Origin of the sequence: Streptomyces sp. NPDC091682, from assembly GCF_044756625.1 — a bacterium.
GTDB lineage: Bacteria > Actinomycetota > Actinomycetes > Streptomycetales > Streptomycetaceae > Streptomyces.
In genome coordinates this window covers 77,733-101,522 of sequence record NZ_JBIVTH010000005.1, presented here as the reverse complement: position 1 = coordinate 101,522, position 23,790 = coordinate 77,733, and the positions used below count along the sequence as shown (strand labels likewise).

22 protein-coding genes are annotated in these 23,790 nt (G+C 70.2%); 12 read left to right on the top strand and 10 right to left on the bottom strand.

Features of this window, described 5'->3' with window-relative positions; translation table 11 throughout:
• Positions 1-139 precede the first annotated feature (139 nt).
• Positions 140-1,795, top strand: a complete 1,656-nt coding sequence (pgi, locus tag ACIQK6_RS13465) for a glucose-6-phosphate isomerase (RefSeq protein WP_329108047.1) — start codon at positions 140-142, stop codon at positions 1,793-1,795.
• Between the two features lie 68 nt (positions 1,796-1,863).
• Here pgi and pgl read toward each other — a convergent pair whose 3' ends face one another.
• The 5 genes from pgl to tkt form a co-directional block, all read right to left on the bottom strand.
• Entirely contained in the window at positions 1,864-2,646 is a 783-nt protein-coding gene (gene pgl, locus ACIQK6_RS13460; RefSeq protein ID WP_329103301.1) for a 6-phosphogluconolactonase, read from the bottom strand.
• Between the two features lie 231 nt (positions 2,647-2,877).
• Entirely contained in the window at positions 2,878-3,909 is a 1,032-nt protein-coding gene (gene opcA, locus ACIQK6_RS13455) for a glucose-6-phosphate dehydrogenase assembly protein OpcA (RefSeq protein ID WP_329103302.1), read from the bottom strand.
• Complete coding sequence (gene zwf / locus ACIQK6_RS13450) at positions 3,906-5,432, bottom strand: glucose-6-phosphate dehydrogenase (protein WP_329103304.1); 1,527 nt, start codon at positions 5,430-5,432, stop codon at positions 3,906-3,908. Before zwf ends, opcA begins: the two co-directional genes overlap by 4 nt.
• A 5-nt stretch (positions 5,433-5,437) precedes the next feature.
• On the bottom strand, positions 5,438-6,556 hold the full coding sequence (gene tal, locus ACIQK6_RS13445; RefSeq protein ID WP_402694808.1) for a transaldolase: 1,119 nt from the start codon (positions 6,554-6,556) through the stop codon (positions 5,438-5,440).
• A gap of 35 nt (positions 6,557-6,591) precedes the next feature.
• The gene (gene tkt / locus ACIQK6_RS13440) at positions 6,592-8,679 is read right to left on the bottom strand and encodes a transketolase (protein ID WP_329103308.1); all 2,088 of its coding nucleotides are present in this window, start codon (positions 8,677-8,679) and stop codon (positions 6,592-6,594) included.
• Positions 8,680-9,004: 325 nt separating this feature from the next.
• Between tkt and ACIQK6_RS13435 the strand changes: the two genes are divergently transcribed.
• The 3 genes from ACIQK6_RS13435 to ACIQK6_RS13425 all read left to right on the top strand — a co-directional run bounded on the left by ACIQK6_RS13435 (position 9,005) and on the right by ACIQK6_RS13425 (position 11,555).
• Entirely contained in the window at positions 9,005-9,952 is a 948-nt protein-coding gene (locus ACIQK6_RS13435) for a heme o synthase (RefSeq protein WP_329108049.1), read from the top strand.
• A 24-nt stretch (positions 9,953-9,976) separates the two neighbouring features.
• Positions 9,977-10,336, top strand: a complete 360-nt coding sequence (locus ACIQK6_RS13430; RefSeq protein WP_329103310.1) for a hypothetical protein — start codon at positions 9,977-9,979, stop codon at positions 10,334-10,336.
• Positions 10,337-10,463: 127 nt separating this feature from the next.
• The gene (locus ACIQK6_RS13425; RefSeq protein WP_329103312.1) at positions 10,464-11,555 is read left to right on the top strand and encodes an amidohydrolase; all 1,092 of its coding nucleotides are present in this window, start codon (positions 10,464-10,466) and stop codon (positions 11,553-11,555) included.
• Here ACIQK6_RS13425 and ACIQK6_RS13420 read toward each other — a convergent pair.
• The 4 genes from ACIQK6_RS13420 to ACIQK6_RS13405 all read right to left on the bottom strand — a co-directional run bounded on the left by ACIQK6_RS13420 (position 11,552) and on the right by ACIQK6_RS13405 (position 15,437).
• Positions 11,552-12,520 carry a heme A synthase gene (locus tag ACIQK6_RS13420; RefSeq protein ID WP_402694936.1) on the bottom strand — a complete coding sequence of 323 codons (969 nt, stop codon included), beginning with the start codon at positions 12,518-12,520 and terminating at the stop codon, positions 11,552-11,554. The genes ACIQK6_RS13425 and ACIQK6_RS13420 overlap by 4 nt on opposite strands.
• Before the next feature lie 25 nt (positions 12,521-12,545).
• A complete protein-coding gene (locus tag ACIQK6_RS13415) occupies positions 12,546-13,679 on the bottom strand; it encodes a hypothetical protein (protein WP_329103316.1) in 1,134 nt (377 codons plus the stop codon).
• 67 nt (positions 13,680-13,746) lie between these two features.
• Positions 13,747-14,514 (bottom strand): ABC transporter permease, encoded by a 768-nt coding sequence (locus ACIQK6_RS13410; protein WP_329103318.1) that lies wholly within the window; start codon positions 14,512-14,514, stop codon positions 13,747-13,749.
• A complete protein-coding gene (locus ACIQK6_RS13405) occupies positions 14,511-15,437 on the bottom strand; it encodes an ABC transporter ATP-binding protein (RefSeq protein ID WP_329103320.1) in 927 nt (308 codons plus the stop codon). Before ACIQK6_RS13405 ends, ACIQK6_RS13410 begins: the two co-directional genes overlap by 4 nt.
• 413 nt (positions 15,438-15,850) lie before the next feature.
• Between ACIQK6_RS13405 and ACIQK6_RS13400 the strand changes: the two genes are divergently transcribed.
• The 8 genes from ACIQK6_RS13400 (at position 15,851) to ACIQK6_RS13365 (ending at position 22,483) form a co-directional block, all read left to right on the top strand.
• On the top strand, positions 15,851-16,612 hold the full coding sequence (locus tag ACIQK6_RS13400) for a metalloregulator ArsR/SmtB family transcription factor (protein WP_329103322.1): 762 nt from the start codon (positions 15,851-15,853) through the stop codon (positions 16,610-16,612).
• A complete protein-coding gene (sufB, locus tag ACIQK6_RS13395; RefSeq protein WP_329103324.1) occupies positions 16,609-18,024 on the top strand; it encodes a Fe-S cluster assembly protein SufB in 1,416 nt (471 codons plus the stop codon). Before ACIQK6_RS13400 ends, sufB begins: the two co-directional genes overlap by 4 nt.
• A 71-nt stretch (positions 18,025-18,095) precedes the next feature.
• Positions 18,096-19,307: a Fe-S cluster assembly protein SufD gene (sufD, locus tag ACIQK6_RS13390; RefSeq protein ID WP_329103326.1), complete on the top strand. Its 1,212-nt coding sequence runs from the start codon at positions 18,096-18,098 to the stop codon at positions 19,305-19,307.
• Positions 19,307-19,624 carry a bifunctional 3-phenylpropionate/cinnamic acid dioxygenase ferredoxin subunit gene (locus ACIQK6_RS13385; RefSeq protein ID WP_030388907.1) on the top strand — a complete coding sequence of 106 codons (318 nt, stop codon included), beginning with the start codon at positions 19,307-19,309 and terminating at the stop codon, positions 19,622-19,624. Before sufD ends, ACIQK6_RS13385 begins: the two co-directional genes overlap by 1 nt.
• Positions 19,625-19,631: 7 nt before the next feature.
• Positions 19,632-20,405, top strand: a complete 774-nt coding sequence (gene sufC, locus ACIQK6_RS13380; protein ID WP_329103328.1) for a Fe-S cluster assembly ATPase SufC — start codon at positions 19,632-19,634, stop codon at positions 20,403-20,405.
• Positions 20,402-21,658 carry a cysteine desulfurase gene (locus tag ACIQK6_RS13375; RefSeq protein WP_031149087.1) on the top strand — a complete coding sequence of 419 codons (1,257 nt, stop codon included), beginning with the start codon at positions 20,402-20,404 and terminating at the stop codon, positions 21,656-21,658. Before sufC ends, ACIQK6_RS13375 begins: the two co-directional genes overlap by 4 nt.
• A gap of 22 nt (positions 21,659-21,680) precedes the next feature.
• Entirely contained in the window at positions 21,681-22,142 is a 462-nt protein-coding gene (sufU, locus tag ACIQK6_RS13370) for a Fe-S cluster assembly sulfur transfer protein SufU (RefSeq protein ID WP_150256905.1), read from the top strand.
• Positions 22,139-22,483 (top strand): metal-sulfur cluster assembly factor, encoded by a 345-nt coding sequence (locus tag ACIQK6_RS13365; RefSeq protein WP_030009139.1) that lies wholly within the window; start codon positions 22,139-22,141, stop codon positions 22,481-22,483. The genes sufU and ACIQK6_RS13365 overlap by 4 nt, the downstream gene beginning before the upstream one ends.
• An 89-nt stretch (positions 22,484-22,572) precedes the next feature.
• On the opposite strand, the gene ACIQK6_RS13360 is transcribed toward ACIQK6_RS13365, so the two are convergent.
• The gene (locus ACIQK6_RS13360; RefSeq protein ID WP_329103331.1) at positions 22,573-23,661 is read right to left on the bottom strand and encodes an oxidoreductase; all 1,089 of its coding nucleotides are present in this window, start codon (positions 23,659-23,661) and stop codon (positions 22,573-22,575) included.
• Between the last annotated feature and the right edge of the window lie 129 nt (positions 23,662-23,790).

Here is a 23,790-nt window from a genome sequence, read left to right as displayed (position 1 = left end):
GCACGTGACACGAGGCCCGGTGACACAGGAACATCTCCTGCGTCACCGGGCCTCTTTGTGTGCGTTCTGCCGCTTGTGATCCCTTAGGTTGGTGAACGGCGGGGCACGACAGGACGGAAGAAGTGGGTTGATGTCCGAGATGAACGCAGGCACGCGTACGAAGCTGAACCGGACGACGGAGTGGCTTGCCCTGGGCAAGCACCGGGAGGAGTTCGGGCAGACGCATCTGCGGGAACTGTTCGAGCAGAATCCCGGCCGCGGCGCCGGCTACACCCTGCAGGTCGGTGACCTGCACATCGACTACTCGAAGCACCTCGTCACCGACGAGACGCTCGCACTGCTGCGCGAGCTGGCCGAGGCCACGGGCGTGGCCGAGCTGCGCGAGGCGATGTTCCGCGGCGAGAAGATCAACACGACCGAGGACCGGGCGGTGCTGCACACCGCCCTGCGCGCACCGGCGGACACCGTCGTCGAGGTCGACGGCGAGGACGTCGTCCCGGGCGTGCACGCCGTCCTCGACAAGATGGCGGACTTCGCCGACCGGATCAGGTCGGGAGCGTGGACCGGCTCCACGGGCCAGCGCATCAAGAACGTTGTCAACATCGGCATCGGCGGCTCCGACCTCGGTCCGGCCATGGCGTACGAGGCCCTGCGCGCCTTCACCGACCGCGATCTGACGGTGCGCTTCGTCTCCAACGTCGACGGTGCGGACCTGCACGAGGCCGTGCGGGACCTGGACCCGGCCGAGACGCTGTTCATCATCGCCTCCAAGACCTTCACCACCATCGAGACCATCACCAACGCCACCTCGGCGCGCGGTTGGCTGCTCGCCGGACTGGGCGGCGACCAGGCCGCCGTGGCCCGGCACTTCGTGGCGCTGTCCACCAACGCCGAGAAGGTCACCGACTTCGGCATCGATCCGGCCAACATGTTCGGGTTCTGGGACTGGGTCGGCGGACGCTACTCCTTCGACTCCGCCATCGGCCTCTCGCTGATGATCGCGATCGGCCCGGCCGCCTTCCGCGAGATGCTCGGCGGCTTCCACGCCATGGACGAGCACTTCCGCACGGCGCCCGCGCACGAGAACGCGCCGCTCCTGATGGGCCTGTTGGGGATCTGGTACGGCGCCTTCTTCGACGCCCAGTCCCACGCGGTGCTCCCGTACAGCCACTACCTCTCGCGCTTCACGGCCTACTTGCAGCAGCTGGACATGGAGTCCAACGGCAAGTCGGTGGACCGCGACGGCAATCCGGTGGAATGGCAGACGGGCCCGGTGGTCTGGGGCACGCCCGGCACCAACGGGCAGCACGCCTACTACCAGCTGATCCACCAGGGGACGAAGGTGATCCCCGCGGACTTCATCGGCTTCGCCCGGCCGGTGGCGGAGCTGGAGGCGGCCCCGGCGGCCCAGCACGACCTGCTGATGGCGAACTTCTTCGCGCAGACCCAGGCGCTGGCCTTCGGCAAGACGGCGGACGAGGTGCGGGCCGAAGGCGCTCCCGAGTCGCTGGTCCCGCACAAGACCTTCCACGGGAACCACCCGACGACCACCATCCTGGCGGGGGAGCTCACCCCGGCGGTGCTGGGCCAGCTGATCGCGCTCTACGAGCACAAGGTGTTCGTCCAGGGCGCGGTGTGGAACATCGACTCCTTCGACCAGTGGGGCGTCGAACTCGGCAAGGTGCTCGCCAAGCGCGTAGAGCCCGCGCTGACCGAGGGCGCCGACGTACCGGGGCTGGACGCCTCGACCAAGGCGCTGGTGGCCACGTACCGGAAGCTGCGCGGCCGTAGCTGACGCCGGGAAACGGCGATGGGCCCGCCCCCCGAGGGGGGCGGGCCCATCGCCGTTCGGACCGGCCCCGGTCAGGAAGAGGCCGGGGGGTACATGCCGCTCGGGAGCTTGGCCGCCGCCGCGCGGTCCAAGAGCCACAGGGTGCGGGAGCGGCCGTACGCCGCCGCGGCTGGGGCCTGGACCTCGCCCGCGCCGCCGAGGGCCAGGGAGACCGCCCCGGCCTTGTCCTCGCCCGCGGCCAGCAGCCAGACCTCACGGGCCGCCCGGATCGCCGGGAGCGTGAGCGAGATCCGCGTGGGCGGGGGCTTCGGGGCGCCGTGCACGCCGACCACCGTTCGCTCGGTCTCGCGGGCCGCCGGGTGTTCCGGGAACAGCGAGGCCACGTGCGTGTCCGGGCCGACGCCGAGCATCAGCACGTCGAACCGGGGGACCGGACCGTGGTCCTCCGGGCCGGCCGCCTTCGCCAGCTCGGCGGCGTAAGCGGCCGCCGCGGCGTCCACGTCGCCGCCGTACGGACCGTCCGAGGCGGGCATCACGTGCACGCGGGCGGGGTCCACCGGGACCGAGTCCAGGAGGGCCTCGCGGGCCTGGGTGTGGTTGCGCTCGGGGTCGGCGGCGGGGACGTACCGCTCGTCACCCCACCACAGGTCCAGCCGGGACCAGTCGATCGCGTCCCGCGCCGGGGCGGCGGCCAGCGCCGCGAGCAGGCCGTTGCCGTTGCGTCCGCCGGTGAGGACGACGGACGCGGTGCCGCGGGCCGTCTGCGCGTCCACGATCTTCGTGATGAGCCGGGCCGCGGTGGCCTGGGCCATCAGTTCCTTGTCCCGGTGGACGACTACCTGGGGAGTCGTCATACCCATGTGCTGCCGCCTTGTCGGTAGATCGGGGGGTGCGGATGCCGCTGCGCGGAGCAGTGCCCCACCCCGCCCCTTCCCGAAACCGGGGCTCCGCCCCGGACCCTGGTCCTCAAACGCCGGACGGGCTGAAGATTCAGCCTCGCCGGCGATTGAGGCGCGGGGTCTGGGGCGGAGCCCCAGGAAACGGAGAAGGGGCGGGGTGGGGTCGGCTCCGCGCAGCGGCTCCGGCTACTTGGCTGCGTTCTTCTTCGACGGCTTGGCCGCCGGCTTCGAGGCCTCGGCCTTGGCCGGAGCATCGGCATCGGTCGCCGCCGGGGCCTCCGGCTCCGGGGCCGACGCCTCCAGCCTCGCCACGCCGAACTTCAGCGAGGCCTCGTACGTGTTGTCCGGGTCCAGCCGGCGCAGCTCCTCCGCCAGGAGCTCGGCCGTGTCGCGGCGCTTGAGCGCCACCGCACGGTCGGGCTGCCCCGGCATGCACAGCGTGGCCAGTGAGCCGTCCGCCCGGTCCAGGACGATGTCGCCGTCCTTGGTGGACAGGCGTACCGCCGTCAGGCCCGGGCCCGACGACAGCGTGCGCTTGACGGGTACCTGGAGCCGGTCAGCCAGCCACATGGCCAGCAGTTCGCAGCTCGGGTTCTCGTCCTCGCCCTCGACGGTCGCCGAGGCGACCGTCAGGGCCTGCTGGTCCAGTGCGGCCGCCAGCATGGAGCGCCACGGGGTGATCCGGGTCCACGACAGGTCTGTGTCCCCGGGGGCGTACGCCCCCGCACGGCCGCTGAGCGCCCTGATCGGGTCCTCGCAGGAGTACGTGTCCGTGATCCGGCGCTGTCCCAGTGCACCCAGCGGGTCGCCCGCCAGGTCCATGGGGGCACCGTCCGGCCACCAGACGACCACGGGGGCGTCGGGCAGGAGCAGCGGGAGAACCACCGACTGGGCGTGGTCGACCAGTTCGCCGTGAAGGCGGAGCACAACCGTTTCACCGCTGCCGGAGTCCGCCCCGACGCGGACTTCTGCGTCGAGCCGGGCGTCGCGGCGGCTGCGGGGCGAGCGGCTGGCCCGCTTGATGACGACGACGATCCGCGAGGGGTGTTCGTGGGACGCGTCGTTCGCCGACTTGAGCGCGTCGTACGCGTTCTCCTCGTCGGTCACGATCACCAGCGTGAGGACCATGCCGATGGCCGGCGTGCCGATGTCCCGGCGTGCCTGCACCATCGCGGCATTGATCTTGCTGGAGTTGGTCTCCGTGAGGTCGATCTTCATGGCCGGCGCCAGCTCCGTCCGTCTCGTGCGAGCATCTCGTCCGCCTCGACCGGCCCCCAGGTGCCCGACGGGTACTGCGCGGGCTTGCCGTGCTTGTCCCAGTACTCCTCGATCGGGTCGAGGATGTTCCAGGACAGTTCGACTTCCTGGTGGCGCGGGAAGAGGTTCGCGTCGCCGAGGAGCACGTCGAGGATGAGTCGCTCGTACGCTTCGGGGCTGGACTCCGTGAAGGACTCGCCGTAGGCGAAGTCCATCGTGACGTCCCGGACCTCCATGGAGGTGCCCGGGACCTTGGAGCCGAAGCGGACCGTCACGCCCTCGTCCGGCTGGACCCGGATGACCAGGGCGTTCTGCCCCAGCTCCTCGGTCGCGCCCGACTCGAACGGCAGGTACGGGGCCCGCTTGAAGACGACCGCGATCTCGGTCACCCGGCGGCCCAGGCGCTTGCCCGTCCGCAGGTAGAACGGGACGCCCGCCCAGCGGCGGTTGTTGATCTCCAGGCGGATGGCCGCGTAGGTGTCGGTCTTCGACTTGGGGTCGATGCCGTCCTCTTCGAGGTACCCGACGACCTTCTCGCCGCCCTGCCACGCCGCCGCGTACTGGCCGCGCACGGTGTGCTTGCCCAGGTCCTCCGGCAGCTGCACCGCGGTGAGCACCTTGAGCTTCTCGGCCACCAGCGCCTTGGGGTGGAAGGAGCCGGGCTCCTCCATCGCGGTCAGCGCGAGCAGTTGGAGCAGGTGGTTCTGGATGACGTCACGGGCGGCGCCGATGCCGTCGTAGTACCCGGCCCGGCCGCCGATGCCGATGTCCTCGGCCATGGTGATCTGCACGTGGTCGACGTACGACCGGTTCCAGATCGGCTCGAACATCGTGTTGGCGAAGCGGAGCGCCAGGATGTTCTGGACGGTCTCCTTGCCGAGGTAGTGGTCGATCCGGAAGACCTCGTCCCGCGGGAAGACCTCGTGGACGACCTTGTTGAGCTCCTCGGCGCTCTTCAGGTCGTGTCCGAAGGGCTTCTCGATGACGGCACGCCGCCAGGAGCCTTCCTTCTGCGCCAGCCCGTGGTCCTTGAGCTGCTGGACCACCTTGGGGAAGAACTTGGGCGGGACGGACAGGTAGAAGGCGAAGTTGCCGCCCGTGCCCTGCGCCTTGTCCAGCTCTTCTATGGTCGCCTTCAGCGTCTCGAAGGCGGCGTCGTCGCCGAAGTCGCCCGAGACGAAGCGGCAGCCCTGCACGAGCTGCTGCCACACTTCCTCGCGGAAGGGCGTCCGGGAGTGCTCCTTGACGGCGTCGTGGACCACCTGCGCGAAGTCCTCGTCCTGCCACTCGCGGCGGGCGAACCCGATCAGCGAGAAGCCCGGCGGAAGCAGGCCTCTGTTGGCCAGGTCGTAGACGGCAGGCATTAGCTTCTTGCGCGACAGGTCACCCGTAACGCCGAAAATGACCAGGCCGGACGGCCCCGCGATGCGCGGGAGCCGCCGGTCCTGTGCGTCACGAAGCGGGTTCGCTCCGTTTACAGACAAGGTGTTCAGGCCTCCGTGGGGGCAAGGCGCTCAAGCTCCGCCTCGGTCGACTTGAGCAGGTCGTTCCAGGACGCCTCGAACTTCTCGACGCCCTCGTCCTCGAGCAGCTGCACCACATCGTCGTACGAGATGCCCAGCTTCGCGACCGCGTCGAGCTCGGCGCGCGCCTGCCCGTAGGTGCCGCGCACGGTGTCACCCGTGATCTGCCCGTGGTCGGCGGTGGCCTCCAGGGTGGCCTCCGGCATGGTGTTCACCGTGTTCGGGGCGACCAGGTCGTCCACGTACAGGGTGTCCTTGTACGCCGGGTCCTTGACGCCCGTCGAGGCCCACAGCGCACGCTGCTTGTTGGCGCCGAGACGCTCCAGGGCGACCCAGCGGTCGCTGGCGAAGACCTCCTCGTAGGCCTCGTAGGCCAGACGGGCATTGGCGAGAGCCGCCTTGCCCTTGAGGGCCTTCGCCTCGTCGGTGCCGACCGCGTCCAGGCGCTTGTCGATCTCCGAGTCCACGCGGGACACGAAGAAGGAGGCGACCGAGTGGATCAGGGAGAGGTCCAGGCCGGCGGCCTTGGCCTTCTCCAGACCCGCCAGGTACGCGTCCATGACCTCGCGGTAGCGCTCCAGCGAGAAGATCAGCGTGACGTTGACGCTGATGCCCTTGCCGATGACCTCGGTGATCGCCGGCAGGCCGGCCTTGGTCGCCGGGATCTTGATGAGCGTGTTCGGGCGGTCCACCAGCCAGGCAAGCTGCTTGGCCTCGGCGATGGTCGCCGGGGTGTTGTGCGCCAGGCGCGGGTCGACCTCGATCGACACCCGGCCGTCCTGGCCGTCGGTGCGGTCGTAGACCGGGCGCAGGATGTCGGCGGCGTCCCTGACGTCCGCCGTCGTGATCATGCGCAGGGCCTCTTCCACGGTGACCTTGCGGGTCGCGAGGTCGGTGAGCTGCTGCTCGTAGCCCTCGCCGCCGCTGATGGCCTTCTGGAAGATCGCCGGGTTGGTGGTGACACCGACCACGTGCGACTGGTCGATGAGCTCGGCCAGGTTGCCGGACGTGATGCGCTTGCGGGACAGGTCGTCCAGCCAGATCGCGACGCCTTCGTCGGAGAGGCGCTTGAGTGCGTCTGTCATGGGATTACATCTCCTACTTGGGTTGCGTACCGGCGTCAGCGCGCGGCGGCGGCGATGGATTCCTGGGCGGCGGCCGCCACGTTCTCGGCGGTGAAGCCGAACTCGCGGAAGAGCACCTTCGCGTCCGCCGAGGCACCGAAGTGCTCCAGCGAGACGATCCGGCCTGCGTTACCGACGTAGCGGTGCCAGGTCAGGCCGATGCCCGCCTCGACCGCGACGCGGGCCTTCACCGACGGCGGCAGGACGCTGTCCTTGTACTCCTGGTCCTGCTCCTCGAACCACTCGACCGACGGCATCGAGACGACCCGGGTGGGGACGCCCTGGGCCTGGAGCTGCTCACGGGCCTCGACGGCCAGGTGAACCTCGGAGCCGGTACCGATGAGGAGGACCTGCGCCGGGCCGCCCTCGGCCTCGAACAGGACGTACCCGCCCTTGGCGGCGGCCTCGTTGCGCTCGTAGGTCGGCACGCCCTGGCGGGTCAGCGCGAGGCCGTGCGGGGCACCCTTGCCGAAGACCTTGGTGTGTCGGCGCAGGATCTCGCGCCAGGCGATGGCGGTCTCGTTGGCGTCGGCCGGGCGGACGACGTTCAGGCCCGGGATGGCGCGCAGCGAGGCGAGGTGCTCGACCGGCTGGTGGGTCGGGCCGTCCTCGCCCAGACCGATGGAGTCGTGCGTCCACACGTACGTCACCGGCAGGTGCATGAGCGCGGAGAGGCGGACGGCGTTGCGCATGTAGTCGGAGAACACCAGGAAGGTGCCGCCGTAGATGCGGGTGTGGCCGTGCAGCGCGATGCCGTTCATGGACGCGGCCATGGCGTGCTCGCGGATGCCGAAGTGGATGGTGCGGCCGTACGGGTCGGCCTCCGGCAGCGGGTTCCCCACCGGCAGGAACGAGGAGTCCTTGTCGATGGTGGTGTTGTTGGAGCCGGCCAGGTCGGCCGAGCCGCCCCACAGCTCCGGGATGACCGCGCCCAGCGCGCCGAGGACCTTGCCGGAGGCGGCGCGGGTGGCGACGCCCTTGCCTGCCTCGAAGACGGGGAGCTCGTCCTCCCAGCCCGCGGGCAGCTCGTTGGCGTTGATGCGGTCGAACTCGGCGGCGCGCTCCGGGTTGGCGGTGCGCCAGGCGGAGAACTCCTTCTCCCACTCGGCCTTGGCCTCGCGGCCGCGGTCGCCGAGGGCGCGGGTGTGGGCGATGACCTCGTCGGAGACCTCGAAGGTCTGCTCCGGGTCGAAGCCGAGCACGCGCTTGGTGGCCGCGACCTCGTCGTCGCCGAGCGCCGAGCCGTGGGCGGCCTCGGTGTTCTGGGCGTGCGGGGCGGGCCAGGCGATGATCGAGCGGGCCGCGATGAAGGACGGCCGGCCGGTCTCGGCCTTGGCGGCCTGGAGGGCGGCGAACAGCGCCTTCGGGTCGAGGTCGCCGTTCTCCTGCTGCTCGACGCGCTGGACGTGCCAGCCGTACGCCTCGTAGCGCTTCAGGGTGTCCTCGGAGACGGCCGTCTCCGTGTCGCCCTCGATGGAGATGTGGTTGTCGTCCCACAGCAGGACGAGGTTGCCGAGCTTCTGGTGGCCGGCCAGCGCGGACGCCTCGTGGGAGATGCCCTCCTGGAGGCAGCCGTCGCCCGCGATCGCGTAGACCATGTGGTCGAACGGGGAGGCGCCCTGGGCGGCCTCCGGGTCGAACAGGCCGCGCTCGTAGCGGGCGGCCATGGCCATGCCCACCGCGTTGGCGATGCCCTGGCCGAGGGGACCGGTGGTGGTCTCCACGCCGGCCGTGTGGCCGTACTCCGGGTGGCCGGGGGTCTTCGAGCCCCAGGTGCGGAACGCCTTCAGGTCGTCCAGCTCCAGCCCGAACCCGCCCAGGTACAGCTGGGTGTAGAGGGTCAGGGACGAGTGCCCCGCGGAGAGCACGAAACGGTCGCGGCCCACCCACTCGGGGTCCGCCGGGTCGTGTCGCATCACCTTCTGGAAGAGGGTGTACGCGGCGGGGGCCAGGCTCATCGCCGTACCGGGGTGGCCGTTCCCGACTCTCTGGACCGCATCAGCGGCCAGGATGCGGGCGGTGTCGACGGCCCGCTGGTCCAGTTCGGTCCACTCGAGCTCTGTGGTGGTCGGCTTGGTGCTCACCGTGAGTCAGGGCTCCTCTCCACATGTTTGTATCCCGGTGACGAACGGTGCACCGGCGATTCTGAGCCTACCCCCGCAACGGCGTGCAGCTATTCGAGTGCAGGCGGTCCGTCACCGCGCCGCCGCCGCTCGTTCACCCGCACACCGGCGTCCGGCGGGGCCCGTCCCCCGTATGTATGCACGGCCCGATCGGCTCAACACGAGGCGACCCCGGCGCGGGGCGACGTAAGTGCAACGTCTACAGTGGCGTGGTACGCGCAAGCCCCAACCGGGCCTTCATGTCGTGAATGGTCCGAGTCGGAGCTTGCTGGATTCTCTCTCAGGGGTGTGCGTGACGGCCGTCGAATCCCGTCCAGCGGGGGTGCTCGGGACGAGCCCCGGTCACCGGCCGCTCGGGACCCGCGTCATGGCTTTCGTGGCATTGACCAAGCCGCGGATCATCGAACTTCTGCTGATCACCACAGTGCCGGTGATGTTCCTGGCAGAGCAGGGCGTTCCGTCGCTGCAGCTGGTTCTGGTGACCTGCTTCGGCGGCTACTTGTCCGCGGGCGGCGCCAACGCGCTGAACATGTACATCGACCGCGACATCGACGCGCTGATGGACCGGACCTCGCAGCGCCCGCTGGTGACCGGCATGGTCAGCCCGCGGGAGTGCCTGGCCTTCGGCCTCACCCTCGCGGTCGTCTCCACCCTCTTCTTCGGCCTGCTCGTCAACTGGCTGTCGGCGGCGCTGTCGCTCGGCGCGCTCCTCTTCTACGTCGTGATCTACACGATGCTGCTGAAGCGGCGCACCGCGCAGAACATCGTCTGGGGCGGCATCGCGGGCTGCATGCCGGTACTGATCGGCTGGTCGGCCGTCAAGAACGAGGTCTCCTGGGCCGCGGTCATCCTCTTCCTCGTCATCTTCTTCTGGACGCCGCCGCACTACTGGCCGCTGTCGATGAAGGTCAAGGACGACTACGCGCGGGCCGGCGTGCCGATGCTCCCGGTCGTGGCGGGCAACAAGGTCGTGTCGCGCCAGATCGTCCTCTACAGCTGGGTGATGGTGGCGGTCTCGCTGCTGCTGACCCCGCTGGAGTACACCGGCTGGTTCTACACCTCGGTCGCGCTGGCGGCGGGTGGCTGGTGGCTGTGGGAGGCGCACGCACTGCACGCGCGGGCCAAGGCGGGCGTCACGGGCGCGAAGCTCAAGGAGATGCGCCTGTTCCACTGGTCCATCACCTACGTGTCGCTGCTGTTCGTGGCGGTGGCCGTGGATCCCTTCCTCCGTTGATTACTCGCCGGTAGCATGACTTCCATGGGAGACACCGCAGACACGGCGGCCGCCGCAGGCGCCGCGGACAAGAAGCAGGACCGTAAGGCCGCGAAGCTGGCCAAGCAGATCGGCGCGTTCGCCAAGCAGCACGGCGGCGTCGAGGGCCAGCTCGCCCACATCGGCCAGGCCGGCACCCGGATCGTGCTCGTGGGTACGGACGGCGGCTGGGGCGACCTGGTCGCCCCCAGCTTCGAGGTGGCCCAGCTGGCCGCGGAGAAGGCCGCGCTGACCCTCCACGACGAGTTCGACGGAGAGTTCGCAGCGCGCGTGCGCACGGGCCCGTACGAGTGGACGCGGATGGCCGGCATCCAGATCGGCGGACCCGAGAACCCGGCGGCCTGACCCCGGGAGAACGTCCGGGGGACCCGGGAGTGCCGTCTCGGTCAACAGCCCGAGCAACACCTCACACCCCGCTCACCCGTTAGGACGTGTGGAAGCCCCTTCCTCACGTCCGCAACGGGATGACCGGATGATCGAAACGCCGCCCCTGGTGGACCAGTACTGCCACGGAGTACTCCGTACGGAGCTGGGCCTGGGCACCTTCGAGGCCCAATTGGTGCGTTCGGCCGGCCCGCCCGCCGCGGGCACCACCTCCTTCGACACGCAGACCGGCTTCGCGGTGCGCCGCTGGTGCCCACCGCTGCTGGGGCTGGAGCCGCACGCCACCCCCGCCCGCTATCTGGCGCGGCGGCGCGAGCTGGGCGTGGCGGAGACCACCCGGCGGTTGCTGACGGGATCCGGAGTGGCCGCCTACCTGGTCGACACCGGGGTGCCCGGAGACCTCACCGGGCCCAAGGAACTGGCGCTCGCCGGGGACGCCGAAGCCTTCGAGTCGGTCCGGCTGGAGTTGCTGGCCGAGCAGGTCGCCGACACGTCCGGCACGGTGGGCTCCTTCCTCGCCAATCTCGCCGGGGCGGTCCACCACGCAGCCACCGGGGCCGCGGCCTTCACCTGTGCCACGGCCTTCACCCGCGGGGACACCCCGGCCGTCGAACCCGAGCCGCCCGGTCCCGGCGCCGTGCGCGGTGCGGCCGGCAGGTGGCTGGCCCGGCGGCCGCGGGGCGGAGCCGTGCGGGACCCCGTGCTCCTGGCCCACCTGTTGTGGAGCGCGGTGGCGTCGGGGCGGCCGCTCCAGCTGCACACGGACGAGGCCGACCCCGCCGCGCTGACCGGGTTCGTACGGGCCACCGCGGGCCTCGGGACGCGCCTGGTGCTGCTCGGCGGATATCCGCACCACCGCCGCACCGCCCAGCTCGCGGCGGCCTTCCCGCACGTCTACGCCGATACGGGCGCGGCGCTCGGGCGGACCGGGGCGCGGGCCGCGGCGGTCCTGGCGGAGCTGCTGGAGACCGCGCCGTTCGGCAAGGTGCTGTTCTCCAGCGGTGGCCGGCAGCTGCCCGAACTGCACGCGGTGGGAGCCCTGGTGTTCCGCGAGGCGCTGGGCCGGGTGCTGGGCGGCTGGGCGGCCGAGGGTTCCTGGTCCTGGCGGGACGCGGAACGGGTGGCCGCCCTGGTGGCGGCCGGCAACGCCCGCCGCGTCTACCGCCTGGATCGTGCTTAGGCCGCGGAGAGCTGCGGGTCGGCCTGGGCGGGGATCTCCGCCTGTTCGACGGGCCGCTCGCGCAGGCTCAGCGCGACCCGGACCACGGCGATCCACACCAGGCAGGAGCCGAGCATGTGGGCGCCGACCAGGACCTCGGGGACCTGGGTGGCGTACTGCACGTAGCCGATCGCGCCCTGGGCGAGCAGGACGATCAGCAGGTCGCGGGCGCGGGCCCGGGTGTCGGCGGGAGCGTCGACGACGCGCAGGACCAGCCACATCGCGATGCCGAGCGCGCACACCAGCCAGGCGGCGGCGGCGTGCACGTGGACGGTGGTGTCCCAGTCGAAGGGCATGCGCTTGATCTCGCTGCTGTCACCGGCGTGCGGACCGGAGCCGGTCACGACGGTGCCCGCCGCGATCAGTACGAGGGTGGTCGCGAGCAACGCCCACGACAGCTTGCGCACCGGGCCGGGCACGCGCGGCCGGGGGGCGCCGTCGCCCTCGCGGGTGCGCTGCCAGGTGACCGTCGTCACCGCGATCAGGGCGGTGGCGAGGAGGAAGTGTCCGGCCACGCTGTACGGGTTGAGTCCGGTGCGGACGGTGATCCCACCGAGCACGGCGTTCGACATCACGACTGCGAACTGGACCCAGCCGAGCTTCGTCAGGGAGTGCCGCCAGGGCTTGGCCGAGCGGGCGGCGACGATCCCCCAGCCGACCGCCGCGCTGAGCACGTAGGTCAGCATCCGGTTGCCGAATTCGATGATGCCGTGGAAGCCCTGCTCCTGCGTCACGATCAGACTGTCGTCGGTGCACTTGGGCCAGGTGTCGCAGCCGAGGCCGGACCCGGTCAGCCGTACCGCGCCGCCGGTGACGACGATGGCCACGCTCATGACGAGTGCGGCGAGTGCGGCCCGCTGGACGATCCGGGGTGACGGGGTCCAGCGGCTGGCGATGTGGGCGAGGGGGTTCAGCACGCCCCATATCGTAGGCGACCACTTGTGCAAAGTTTCACGAGGGGGTGGCCAGGGGGGCGTCCGGGCCGACGGCCAGCCGGTACTTCGCCCCCGCGGGGTCGCCCTCCTCCTGCCACCACAGGAGGAGGCGCCAATGGGCAGCGGCGCCCGGGTGGTCCGTCGAGGCGACGAACCCCCGCAGTAACTCGCCCGCTACGTCCTTCGCCGTCCTGTTCCTTACTTCTGTGGTGCTGTGCCAGGGATGTTCCAATGCGCTCCACAGGCCGTCGGGCCCGCGCACCTCGAAGCGCCACACCGCGAGCCAGGGGGTGACCTCCAGCATCGTGCGCACCTGCTCGACGTCGAGACCCAGCCCGGTCGCGATCCCCGGCTCCGCCACCCCCTGGATGCGGGCGGCCACCACGGCCCGGGGCAGCAGCCGCTCGGGCAGCAGCCCCTGCGTGCGCAGGCTGACCAGCGAGCCGAAGGTCAGGAAGCGCAGCCGCAGTTCCAGCTGGCGGCCGATGTGGTCGAGGGCCTCCTCCGCCTCCCCGGACTCCTCCGTGGCCGGGTCCCCGAGCAACAGCTGCCGGAAGTCGGACTCGGCGGCCACGGCCCAGGCCACGGCCTCCTCGGCGAACCCCAGCTCGGCGAGGCGGTCCCCGAGGAACACCTTGGCCTGGGCCAGACCCAGCCGGTTGACCGGATCCCGCTGGTCCAGGCCCGCCCACACCTCCACCGCGGTCCGGGTCAGATCGCGGGCGCGCTCACCGGCCGCGCGCTCCATGGCGCTCGGCCCTGTTCCCGCGGCCGGGCCCAGCGGGTGCTTGGGCAGCCGGGCCCCGTCGCTGAGCGGCCAGGACAGCCAGACCCCGTGGTTGATCAGCCCGCGGGCGTACCAGCGGGCGAATTCGGGGGAGTGTCCGGCCGCGCGCTCGGAGCTGCGCAGCCCCTCCTCGATCGTGGCGAGGGCGCTGGCGCGGTCTCCCGCGGCGAACCGCGCGGCGGCCCGATCGGCGAGGCGCAGCCCGAGCAGTGCGGTGCACCGAGGGTCGTCCGTGAACGGGCGCAGTGCGCCGATCAGCTCGTCGAGGAGCCGGTCGCGCTCCCCGGGCTCCGTGTGCTCCGCCCCCGACCGCACCCGTGTCCATTGATCGTCCAGCCGTAGAACGGCTTCCCGCTGCACCATGTCCGCCCCCCGGCTTCATGTGTGAGGGGCCCATCCTCGCGGCATCGCCGCCGCGAGGGGAAGGATTTCATTCCCAGCGGAAGAGCCGCGCGGCGGCGCCCAGACCGAGTACGGCCCAGCCCGCCAGTACGGCCGCGTCGCCCCACGGGAGCGAAGCACCGTGCTGGAGCACCTCGCGCAGCCCGTCGGACAGGGCCGAGATGGGCAGCAGCCCGAGGACCGACCGCACGGCGTCGGGGAACTTCTCCAGCGGCACGATCACCCCGCCGCCGACCAGCAGCAGCAGGAAGACCAGGTTGGCGGCGGCCAGGGTCATCTCGGCCTTGAGGGTGCCCGCCATCAGCAGCCCGAGGCCGGAGAAGGCGGCGGTGCCCAGCAGGATCAGCGCGGCCACCGACAGCGGGTCGCCCTGCGGTGACCAGCCCAGCGCGAGGGCGATCACCGTCAGCAGGGCGATCTGCAGTACCTCGGTGACCAGCACCGACAGGGTCTTGGCGGCCATCAGGGCCCAGCGGGGCAGCGGGGAGGCCCCGAGCCGCTTGAGGACCCCGTAGCGGCGGTCGAAGCCGGTGGCGATGGCCTGGCCGGTGAAGGCGGTGGACATCACGGCGAGCGCCAGGATCCCGGGCGCGAGGAAGTCCACGGACCTCTCGGTGCCGGTGTCCACGATGTCGACCGCGGAGAAGAGGGTCAGCAGCAACGCCGGGATGATCACGGTGAGCAGCAGCTGCTCCCCGTTGCGCAGCAGCATCCGGGTCTCCAGCGCCGTCTGCGCGAGGATCATGCGGGACACGGGCGCGGCCCCCGGGCGGGGGGCGAACGTACCGGCGCTCATGCGCGCAGCTCCTTGCCTGTCAGTTCGAGGAAGACGTCCTCGAGGGTGTGCCGCTCGACCGTGAGGCTGCTCGGCATCACGCCGTGCTGCGCGCACCAGGAGGCGACGGTGGCCAGCAGCTGCGGGTGGACGTCGCCGGTGACCCGGTAGACGCCCGGGGTGAGCTCGGCGGCCTCGGTGCCGTCGGGCAGCGCCTTCAGGAGCGAGGCGAGGTCGAGGGCGGGGCGGCCGGTGAAGCGCAGGGTGTTCTCGGCGCCGCCGCGGCACAGCTGCTCGGGGCTGCCGTGGACGATGACCTTGCCCGCGTCCACGATGGCGACCTCGTCGGCGAGCTGCTCGGCCTCGTCCATGTGGTGGGTGGTGAGGACGACGGTGACCCCGTCGGTGCGCAGCTCCCGTACGAGGTCCCAGGTCGCGCGGCGGGCCTGCGGGTCCAGGCCGGCGGTGGGTTCGTCGAGGAAGACCAGCTCGGGGCGGCCCACCACGGCCATGGCCAGGGCCAGGCGCTGCTGCTGGCCGCCGGAGAGCCGGCGGTAGGGGGTGCGGCCGCAACCGCCGAGGCCGAGGCGTTCCACCAGGGTGTCGACGTCGAGCGGGTCGGCGTAGAGCTTGGCCATGTGGCGGAGCATCTCGACGGCGCGGGCTCCGGAGTAGACGCCTCCGGACTGCAGCATCACGCCGATCCGCGGGCGCAGGGCCTCGGCCTGGGCGACCGGGTCGAGGCCGAGGACGCGGACGGTGCCGGCGTCCGGGCGGAGGTAGCCCTCGCAGGTCTCCACCGTGGTCGTCTTGCCCGCGCCGTTGGGACCGAGGACAGCGGTGACGGAGCCGCTCCGGACGGTGAGGTCCAGGCCGTCCACCGCGGTCTTGGCGCCGTACCGCTTCACCAGTCCGCGGATCTCCACGGCGGGGTCGTTGCTCATGGGGGGTGAGTCTACGGAGCCGGGGGAGGGGCCGTGGGTCCCGGGGTCAGGGCCCCCGTCGCCCCCTCCGGATCCCCCTTCGCCTTCGGTTCCTCCCCGGTTCGTCTCCGGAGATTCGAACGTCGCGTCGCGAATGCGGTTCTTTTCAGTCGGTCGGTCCTGGAAGCGTCGGCATGTTTCAGTGATCTTTTCCGGAGGTCGGCTTTTCGCGGTGCCGGGGAGCCGTCGCGGGTGCAGATGCGCTGGTGGGGGGCGGTGTGTGGGCTCATCGAGGGCGTCCGGGAAGATAGCGGAATACCTTCATCCGAATAACTCTCCGTCGATAAATAAGGTAACCCTTAGTGATGGAGGCCACCAGGGGTGGCGTCCATCACGGCTTGTCGCCGCTCGGTTAATTACGCAACAATGGCGTTGTGAAATACGGCGAACGGCAGATCGACACCCCCCAGGGGGAGCTCGGCACCGGGGAGCGGTCAACCCGCAACCGGGTGGCGCGCTCGATCCTGGACCACGGTCCGTCCACCGTCGCCGACCTCGCCCAGCGCCTCGGCCTCACCCAGGCCGCCGTCCGCCGCCACCTCGACACGCTCGTCACCGACGACGTGGTCGAACCCCGTGAGCAGCGTGTGTACGGCGCGCGCACCCGGGGTCGGCCCGCCAAGGTCTTCGCGCTCACCGACTGCGGCCGCGACGCCTTCGACCAGTCCTACGACACGCTCGCCGCGGACGCCCTGCGCTGGATCGCGCAGTCGGTCGGCGGCGGCGAACAGGGCGAGGTGGCCGTCGCCGCCTTCGCCAAGTCGCGGATGGAAGCGCAGGCGCGGGCCTACCGGGAGGCCGTCGAGGCCGCCGCCCCGCAGGAGCGCACGGAGGCCCTTGCCAGGGCGTTGACCGTGGACGGGTACGCTGCTACGGCGAAGAGCGCTCCAGGTCCGCACAGCGGTGAACAGCTCTGCCAGCACCACTGCCCGGTCGCACACGTCGCCGAGCAGTTCCCGCAGCTCTGCGAGGCGGAGACCGAGGTCTTCTCCCGTCTGCTGGGGACCCATGTGCAGCGCCTCGCCACGATCGCCCATGGCGACGGGGTGTGCACGACGTTCATTCCGCGTGGCGCGAGCACCACACAGACCGACACATCAGTATCTGCAAGTACGGCCGGGAGGAACCCCGCATGACCACGGAGATCGCTCACCCTGAGCTCGATGGCCTGGGCACTTACGAATACGGCTGGGCCGACTCCGACGCGGCCGGTGCCGCTGCCAAGCGGGGTCTGTCCGAAGATGTCGTCCGCGACATCTCGGCGAAGAAGTCCGAGCCGGAGTGGATGCTCAAGCTCCGCCTCAAGGGCCTGAAGCTGTTCGACAAGAAGCCCATGCCGAACTGGGGTTCCGACCTCTCGGGCATCGACTTCGACAACATCAAGTACTTCGTGCGTTCCACCGAGAAGCAGGCCGCTTCGTGGGAGGACCTGCCCGAGGACATCAAGAACACGTACGACAAGCTCGGCATCCCGGAGGCGGAGAAGCAGCGCCTCGTCGCCGGTGTCGCGGCCCAGTACGAGTCCGAGGTCGTCTACCACCAGATCCGCGAGGACCTGGAGGAGCAGGGCGTCATCTTCCTCGACACGGACACCGCGCTCAAGGAGCACCCGGAGCTCTTCCAGGAGTACTTCGGCACGGTCATCCCGGTGGGCGACAACAAGTTCGCGTCGCTGAACACCGCGGTGTGGTCCGGCGGCTCCTTCATCTACGTCCCCAAGGGTGTCCACGTGGACATCCCGCTCCAGGCCTACTTCCGCATCAACACGGAGAACATGGGCCAGTTCGAGCGGACGCTGATCATCGTCGACGAGGACGCCTACGTCCACTACGTCGAGGGCTGCACGGCCCCGATCTACTCCTCGGACTCGCTGCACAGCGCCGTGGTCGAGATCATCGTCAAGAAGGGCGGCCGCTGCCGCTACACGACGATCCAGAACTGGTCGAACAACGTCTACAACCTGGTCACCAAGCGCGCCGTGGCGTACGAGGGCGCGACCATGGAGTGGATCGACGGCAACATCGGTTCCAAGGTCACCATGAAGTACCCGGCCGTCTACCTGATGGGCGAGCACGCCAAGGGCGAGACCCTGTCCATCGCCTTCGCGGGCGAGGGCCAGCACCAGGACGCCGGCTCCAAGATGGTCCACATGGCGCCGAACACCTCCTCGAACATCGTCTCCAAGTCGGTGGCCCGAGGCGGCGGCCGCACCTCTTACCGAGGTCTGGTCGAGATCGGCGAGGGCGCTGCCGGCTCGAAGTCCAACGTGCTCTGCGACGCACTGCTCGTGGACACCATCTCCCGCTCGGACACGTACCCGTACGTGGACGTCCGCGAGGACGACGTGACCATGGGCCACGAGGCCACCGTCTCCAAGGTCTCCGACGACCAGCTCTTCTACCTGATGCAGCGCGGCCTCACCGAGTTCGAGGCCATGGCCATGATCGTGCGCGGCTTCGTCGAGCCGATCGCGAAGGAGCTGCCGATGGAGTACGCGCTGGAGCTCAACCGGCTGATCGAGCTGCAGATGGAGGGTTCGGTCGGCTAGTCCGGCCCCGCCCCGCAGCACATTCACAGACGTAGACGTGTTCTTTTAAGAGAGCGAGCAAGACGACAGCCATGGCTGAGGCTCAGAACGCCCCCAAGAACCTGACGGTTCAGGGCGGTACCCCCGCGGCGGGCTCCACCACCGCCGGCGCGATCGCGGTGGCCGCCGAGTCCACCGTCGCCACCCGGATGAGTGCGCCCCCGTCCTTCGACGTGGCCGACTTCCCGGTCCCGCACGGCCGCGAGGAGGAGTGGCGGTTCACCCCGCTCGCCCGCCTCAAGGGCCTGCACGACGGCACCGCTGTCGCGGACGGCACCATGAAGGCCCAGATCGACGCGCCCGAGGGCGTCACGGTGGAGTCCGTGGAGCGCGGCGACGAGCGGATCGGCAAGGCCGGCACCCCCGTCGACCGGGTCGCGGCCCAGGCCTTCTCCTCCTTCGCCAAGGCCACGGTCGTCACCGTGCCCAAGGAGACCGTGCTTGCCGAGCCGATCCGGGTCGCCCTGCACGGCGAGGGCGGCACGACCTTCGGGCACACCGTCTTCGACATCAAGCCGTTCGCCGAGGCGATCATCGTGATCGACCACACCGGTGACGGCGTGCGCGCCGCCAACGTCGACGTCCTCGTCGGCGACGGCGCCAAGGTGACCTTCGTGTCCGTCCAGGACTGGGACGACACCGCGGTCCACACCTCGCAGCACAACGCCCTGATCGGCCGCGACGCCAGCTTCAAGTCCGTGGTCATCACCTTCGGCGGCGACCTGGTCCGTCTGCACCCGCGCGTCACCTACGCGGGCCCCGGCGGCGAGAGCGAGATGCTCGGCCTGTACTTCACGGACGCCGGCCAGCACCAGGAGCACCGCCTCCTGGTGACGCACGACGCCCCGCACTGCAAGTCGAACGTGGTCTACAAGGGCGCGCTCCAGGGCCAGGACGCCCACGCCGTCTGGATCGGTGACGTGCTCATCGAGAAGACCGCCGAGGGCACCGACACCTACGAGATGAACCGCAACCTCGTCCTCACGGACGGCGCGCGGGTCGACTCGGTGCCGAACCTGGAGATCGAGACCGGCGAGATCGTCGGTGCCGGCCACGCCTCCGCGACCGGCCGCTTCGACGACGAGCAGCTCTTCTACCTGCAGGCCCGTGGCATCCCGGCCGACGAGGCCCGCCGTCTGGTCGTCCGCGGCTTCTTCGCGGAGCTCGTCCAGCAGATCGGTGTCGACGACATCGAGGAGCGTCTGCTCGCCAAGATCGAGACCGAGCTCCAGGGTTCCGTCTGATGAATTACGTCAAGGCCTGCGCGCTCAGCGAGCTGGAGGAGGACACCCCGAAACGGGTGGAACTCGACGGCACGCCGGTCTCCATCGTCTCCACCGAGGGGGAGGTGTTCGCGATCAACGACATCTGCTCGCACGCGAACGTCTCGCTCTCGGAGGGCGAGGTCGAAGACTGCATGATCGAGTGCTGGCTGCACGGGTCGGCCTTCGACCTGCGCACCGGCAAGCCCTCGGGTCTGCCCGCGACGCGCCCCGTACCCGTATACCCCGTCAAGATCGAAGGGGACGACGTGCTCGTCTCCCTCACCCAGGAGTCCTGAGGTATCCATGGCAACGCTTGAAATCCACGACCTGCACGTCTCCGTCGAGACCGGCGACTCGGCGAGTGGCTCCCGCGAGATCCTCAAGGGCGTCGACCTCACCGTCAAGCAGGGTGAGACGCACGCCATCATGGGTCCGAACGGCTCCGGCAAGTCCACCCTGGCGTACTCGCTCGCCGGTCACCCGAAGTACACCATCACCGGTGGCACCGTGACCCTCGACGGCGAGGACGTCCTCGAGATGTCCGTCGACGAGCGCGCCCGCGCCGGCCTCTTCCTCGCCATGCAGTACCCGGTCGAGGTCCCCGGCGTCTCGGTCTCCAACTTCCTGCGCACCTCCGCCACCGCCATCCGCGGTGAGGCCCCCAAGCTGCGCACCTGGGTGAAGGAGGTCAAGTCCGCGATGGAGCAGCTCCAGATGGACCCGGCCTTCGCCGAGCGCAACGTCAACGAGGGCTTTTCCGGCGGCGAGAAGAAGCGCCACGAGATCCTTCAGCTGGAGCTCCTCAAGCCGAAGATCGCGATCCTCGACGAGACCGACTCCGGCCTCGACGTCGACGCGCTGCGGATCGTCTCCGAGGGCGTCAACCGCGTCCGCGAGACCGGTGAGGTCGGCACCCTGCTGATCACCCACTACACGCGCATCCTGCGCTACATCAAGCCCGACTTCGTGCACGTGTTCGCGAACGGCCGCATCGCCGAGTCCGGTGGCGCCGAGCTCGCCGACCAGCTGGAGGCCGAGGGCTACGACAAGTACGTGAAGGGTGGCGCGACCGCGTGACACAGCTGCCTGGCCTCCTCGACATCGAGGCGATCCGCAAGGACTTCCCCCTGCTGGATCGTGTGGTCCACGACGGGAAGAAGATCGTTTACCTGGACAACGCGGCGACCTCGCAGAAGCCGCGCCAGGTGCTCGACGCGCTGAACGAGTACTACGAGCAGCACAACGCCAACGTCCACCGTGGCGTGCACGTGCTCGCCGAGGAGGCCACGGCGCTGTACGAGGGCGCCCGCGACAAGGTCGCCGCCTTCATCAACGCACCGAGCCGCGACGAGGTGATCTTCACCAAGAACGCCTCCGAGTCGCTCAACCTGGTCGCGAACATGCTCGGTTGGGCGGACGAGCCCTACCGGGTCGACCGCGAGACCGAGATCGCCATCACGGAGATGGAGCACCACTCCAACATCGTGCCGTGGCAGCTGCTGGCGCAGCGCACCGGCGCGAAGCTGAAGTGGTTCGGCCTCACCGACGACGGCCGGCTCGACCTGTCCAACATCGAAGAGGTCATCACGGAGAAGACGAAGATCGTCTCCTTCACGCTGGTCTCCAACATTATGGGCACGGTCAACCCGGTCGAGGCGATCGTCCGGCGCGCCCAGGACGTCGGCGCACTCGTACTGATCGACGCCTCCCAGGCCGCCCCGCACATGCCGCTGGACGTGCAGGCGCTCGGCGCCGACTTCGTGGCCTTCACCGGCCACAAGATGTGCGGCCCGACCGGCATCGGCGTCCTCTGGGGCCGCCAGGAGCTCCTGGAGGACCTGCCTCCGTTCCTCGGCGGCGGCGAGATGATCGAGACCGTGTCGATGCACGCCTCGACCTACGCCCCGGCACCCCACAAGTTCGAGGCGGGTACGCCCCCGATCGCCCAGGCCGTCGGCCTCGGCGCGGCCGTGGACTACCTGACCGCGATCGGCATGGACAAGATCGCAGCGCACGAGCACGCGATCACCGAGTACGCGATCAAGCGCCTCGCAGAGGTGCCCGACCTGCGGATCATCGGCCCCACCACGGCCGAGGACCGCGGCGCCGCGATCTCCTTCGTCCTGGGTGACATCCACCCGCACGACGTCGGTCAGGTACTGGACGAGCAGGGCATCGCGGTCCGCGTGGGACACCACTGCGCGCGCCCCGTCTGCCTGCGCTACGGAATTCCTGCGACGACGCGAGCGTCTTTCTACCTGTACTCCTCTCCGGCCGATGTCGATGCGCTGATCGACGGGCTGGAGCACGTACGGAACTTCTTCGGCTGACGGACGAGGCGACGAGGACGCAGTGAAGCTGGATTCGATGTACCAGGAACTGATCCTGGACCACTACAAGCACCCGCACGGGCGCGGCCTGCGCGACGGCGACGCCGAGGTGCACCACGTCAACCCGACGTGCGGTGACGAGATCACGCTGCGCGTGAAGTACGACGGCGAGACGTTGACCGACGTCTCCTACGAGGGCCAGGGCTGCTCCATCAGCCAGGCCAGCGCGTCCGTACTGAACGAGCTGCTCGTGGGCAAGGAACTGGCCGAGGCGCAGAAGATCCAGGCAGTCTTCCTGGAGATGATGCAGTCCAAGGGCAAGATCGAGCCCGACGAGGCCATGGAGGAGGTGCTGGAGGACGCGGTCGCGTTCGTCGGCGTCTCGAAGTACCCGGCTCGTGTGAAGTGTGCTCTGCTGAGCTGGATGGCGTGGAAGGACGCGACGGCCCAGGCTCTGGGCGGCGCGGAGAGGGAGACGGCATGACCGAGAACGCGACGCCCGAGGCGTCGATCAAGCCGGCCACCGAGGAGGAGGTCCGCGAGGCCCTCTACGACGTGGTCGACCCCGAGCTGGGCATCGACGTCGTCAACCTGGGCCTGATCTACGGCATCCACATCGACGACGCGAACATCGCCACCCTCGACATGACCCTGACCTCGGCGGCCTGCCCGCTGACGGACGTCATCGAGGACCAGGCGAAGTCGGCGACGGACGGCATCGTCAGCGAACTTCGCATCAACTGGGTCTGGATGCCGCCGTGGGGCCCGGACAAGATCACGGACGACGGCCGCGAGCAGCTCCGCGCGCTCGGCTTCAACGTCTGAGCCGTCGTGAACGAGGAAGGGCCCCCGGCATCGTGCCGGGGGCCCTTCCTCGTGTGGTCCGGCCGGGACCGGAGGCTTCGTCCGGCTGCTCAGGTGTCCGCCTGACCGTTCGGCCGCGGGTCCGGATGGGCCGGGTGCGTGTCCGCGGGTGCGGGTCCGGGTGCCGGTGCGGGGGCGGCCGTGGGGACGGTGCCGGGGGTCTGCGCGGCGGCCTCGGCGAGGATGGCGGAGGCGAGGTCCTCACGCCGGATCCGCTGGTCCACGTAGAGCAGATCGTTGACCAGCTGGGTGTACCCGGTCTGGAACATCTGGCTCACGCCGCCGCCGACCAGCAGGCACGCGAAGCAGAACACGAGGCCGACGATCGTGCCTGCCGACGGGGTGGCTCCCTCGCCCCCCTCGACCATGAGCGGGAGCATCCCGAACATGCCGATGAGCTGGAAGGGCATCTGGATCAGGTAGGCGACGCTCATCCCGATCATGCTGCCGACCAGGGAGATGCCGAAGATCCGCCACCACTGGCCCTTGACCAGTGCGGCCGAGCGGCGCAGCGCGATGACCGGGCCGGCCTCCTCCATGACCGCCGCGGCGGGGGCGAGGCTGAGCCGGGTGCCGAGCCACACGGCCACCGGCAGGGCGAGCAGCATGAGCACGGGCAGGAGGAGCATCGCCCCGGGTGACGGGTCGCCGCCGGAGGTGGAGGCGATCATCACCGGGATCCACACCGCGAGGGCGGCGAGCACCGGGGCGCCGGCGATCAGCCCCGTGAGCGCCAGCGCGCCCAGGACGGCGGGCGTCCGCCGCAGGGCCGTGTCCCACATCGCGCGGAAGGTCGTGGGCCGGCCCCTGACCGCCTCGCGGAGGACCGCCGGGCACAGGGCGGTGAGCATCGCCATGCCCAGCAGCCCCACGGCGAGCAGCAGCACGAACAGCGTGACCGCCGCGACGAGGAACGGTGTGAGGTGCTCGGCCGACGGGGGCCGGCCGTAGGGCGGGTCGAGAACCGGCTCGATGTGGTCGTACACCGCGGCGACGGCGATGCCCGCCAGCAGGGCCATGGCCAGCAGGCAGATGCCCTGCACGGCCAGCATCACGCCGAGCAGCTGCTTCCAGTGGCGGCCGAGCGTGGCGAACGAGGCGCTCACGATGTCCCCGAGGCCCAGGGGCCGCAGGGGCATCACCCCGGGCTGCGGCGGGGGCGGCGGAGCCCATCCTCCCCACTGCGGCGTGCCACCCGGGCCTCCTGGCCATCTTGACCCCGGTGCCCCCGTGGATCCCCACCCTGCGCTCTGCGTCATGCGTCCGCT

Bases quoted from the DNA above. Each gene is read 5' to 3' on its own strand.
- sufC (WP_329103328.1), top strand. From the start codon at position 19,632: ATGGCAACGCTTGAAATCCACGACCTGCACGTCTCCGTCGAGACCGGC.
- ACIQK6_RS13385 (WP_030388907.1), top strand. From the start codon at position 19,307: ATGAATTACGTCAAGGCCTGCGCGCTCAGCGAGCTGGAGGAGGACACC.
- pgi (WP_329108047.1), top strand. From the start codon at position 140: ATGAACGCAGGCACGCGTACGAAGCTGAACCGGACGACGGAGTGGCTT.
- ACIQK6_RS13425 (WP_329103312.1), top strand. From the start codon at position 10,464: ATGATCGAAACGCCGCCCCTGGTGGACCAGTACTGCCACGGAGTACTC.
- ACIQK6_RS13415 (WP_329103316.1), bottom strand. From the start codon at position 13,679: ATGGTGCAGCGGGAAGCCGTTCTACGGCTGGACGATCAATGGACACGG.
- ACIQK6_RS13405 (WP_329103320.1), bottom strand. From the start codon at position 15,437: ATGAGCAACGACCCCGCCGTGGAGATCCGCGGACTGGTGAAGCGGTAC.
- sufD (WP_329103326.1), top strand. From the start codon at position 18,096: ATGGCTGAGGCTCAGAACGCCCCCAAGAACCTGACGGTTCAGGGCGGT.
- ACIQK6_RS13360 (WP_329103331.1), bottom strand. From the start codon at position 23,661: ATGCCCCTGCGGCCCCTGGGCCTCGGGGACATCGTGAGCGCCTCGTTC.
- tal (WP_402694808.1), bottom strand. From the start codon at position 6,556: ATGACAGACGCACTCAAGCGCCTCTCCGACGAAGGCGTCGCGATCTGG.
- pgl (WP_329103301.1), bottom strand. From the start codon at position 2,646: ATGACGACTCCCCAGGTAGTCGTCCACCGGGACAAGGAACTGATGGCC.
- ACIQK6_RS13410 (WP_329103318.1), bottom strand. From the start codon at position 14,514: ATGAGCGCCGGTACGTTCGCCCCCCGCCCGGGGGCCGCGCCCGTGTCC.
- opcA (WP_329103302.1), bottom strand. From the start codon at position 3,909: ATGAAGATCGACCTCACGGAGACCAACTCCAGCAAGATCAATGCCGCG.
- sufB (WP_329103324.1), top strand. From the start codon at position 16,609: ATGACCACGGAGATCGCTCACCCTGAGCTCGATGGCCTGGGCACTTAC.
- ACIQK6_RS13430 (WP_329103310.1), top strand. From the start codon at position 9,977: ATGGGAGACACCGCAGACACGGCGGCCGCCGCAGGCGCCGCGGACAAG.
- ACIQK6_RS13365 (WP_030009139.1), top strand. From the start codon at position 22,139: ATGACCGAGAACGCGACGCCCGAGGCGTCGATCAAGCCGGCCACCGAG.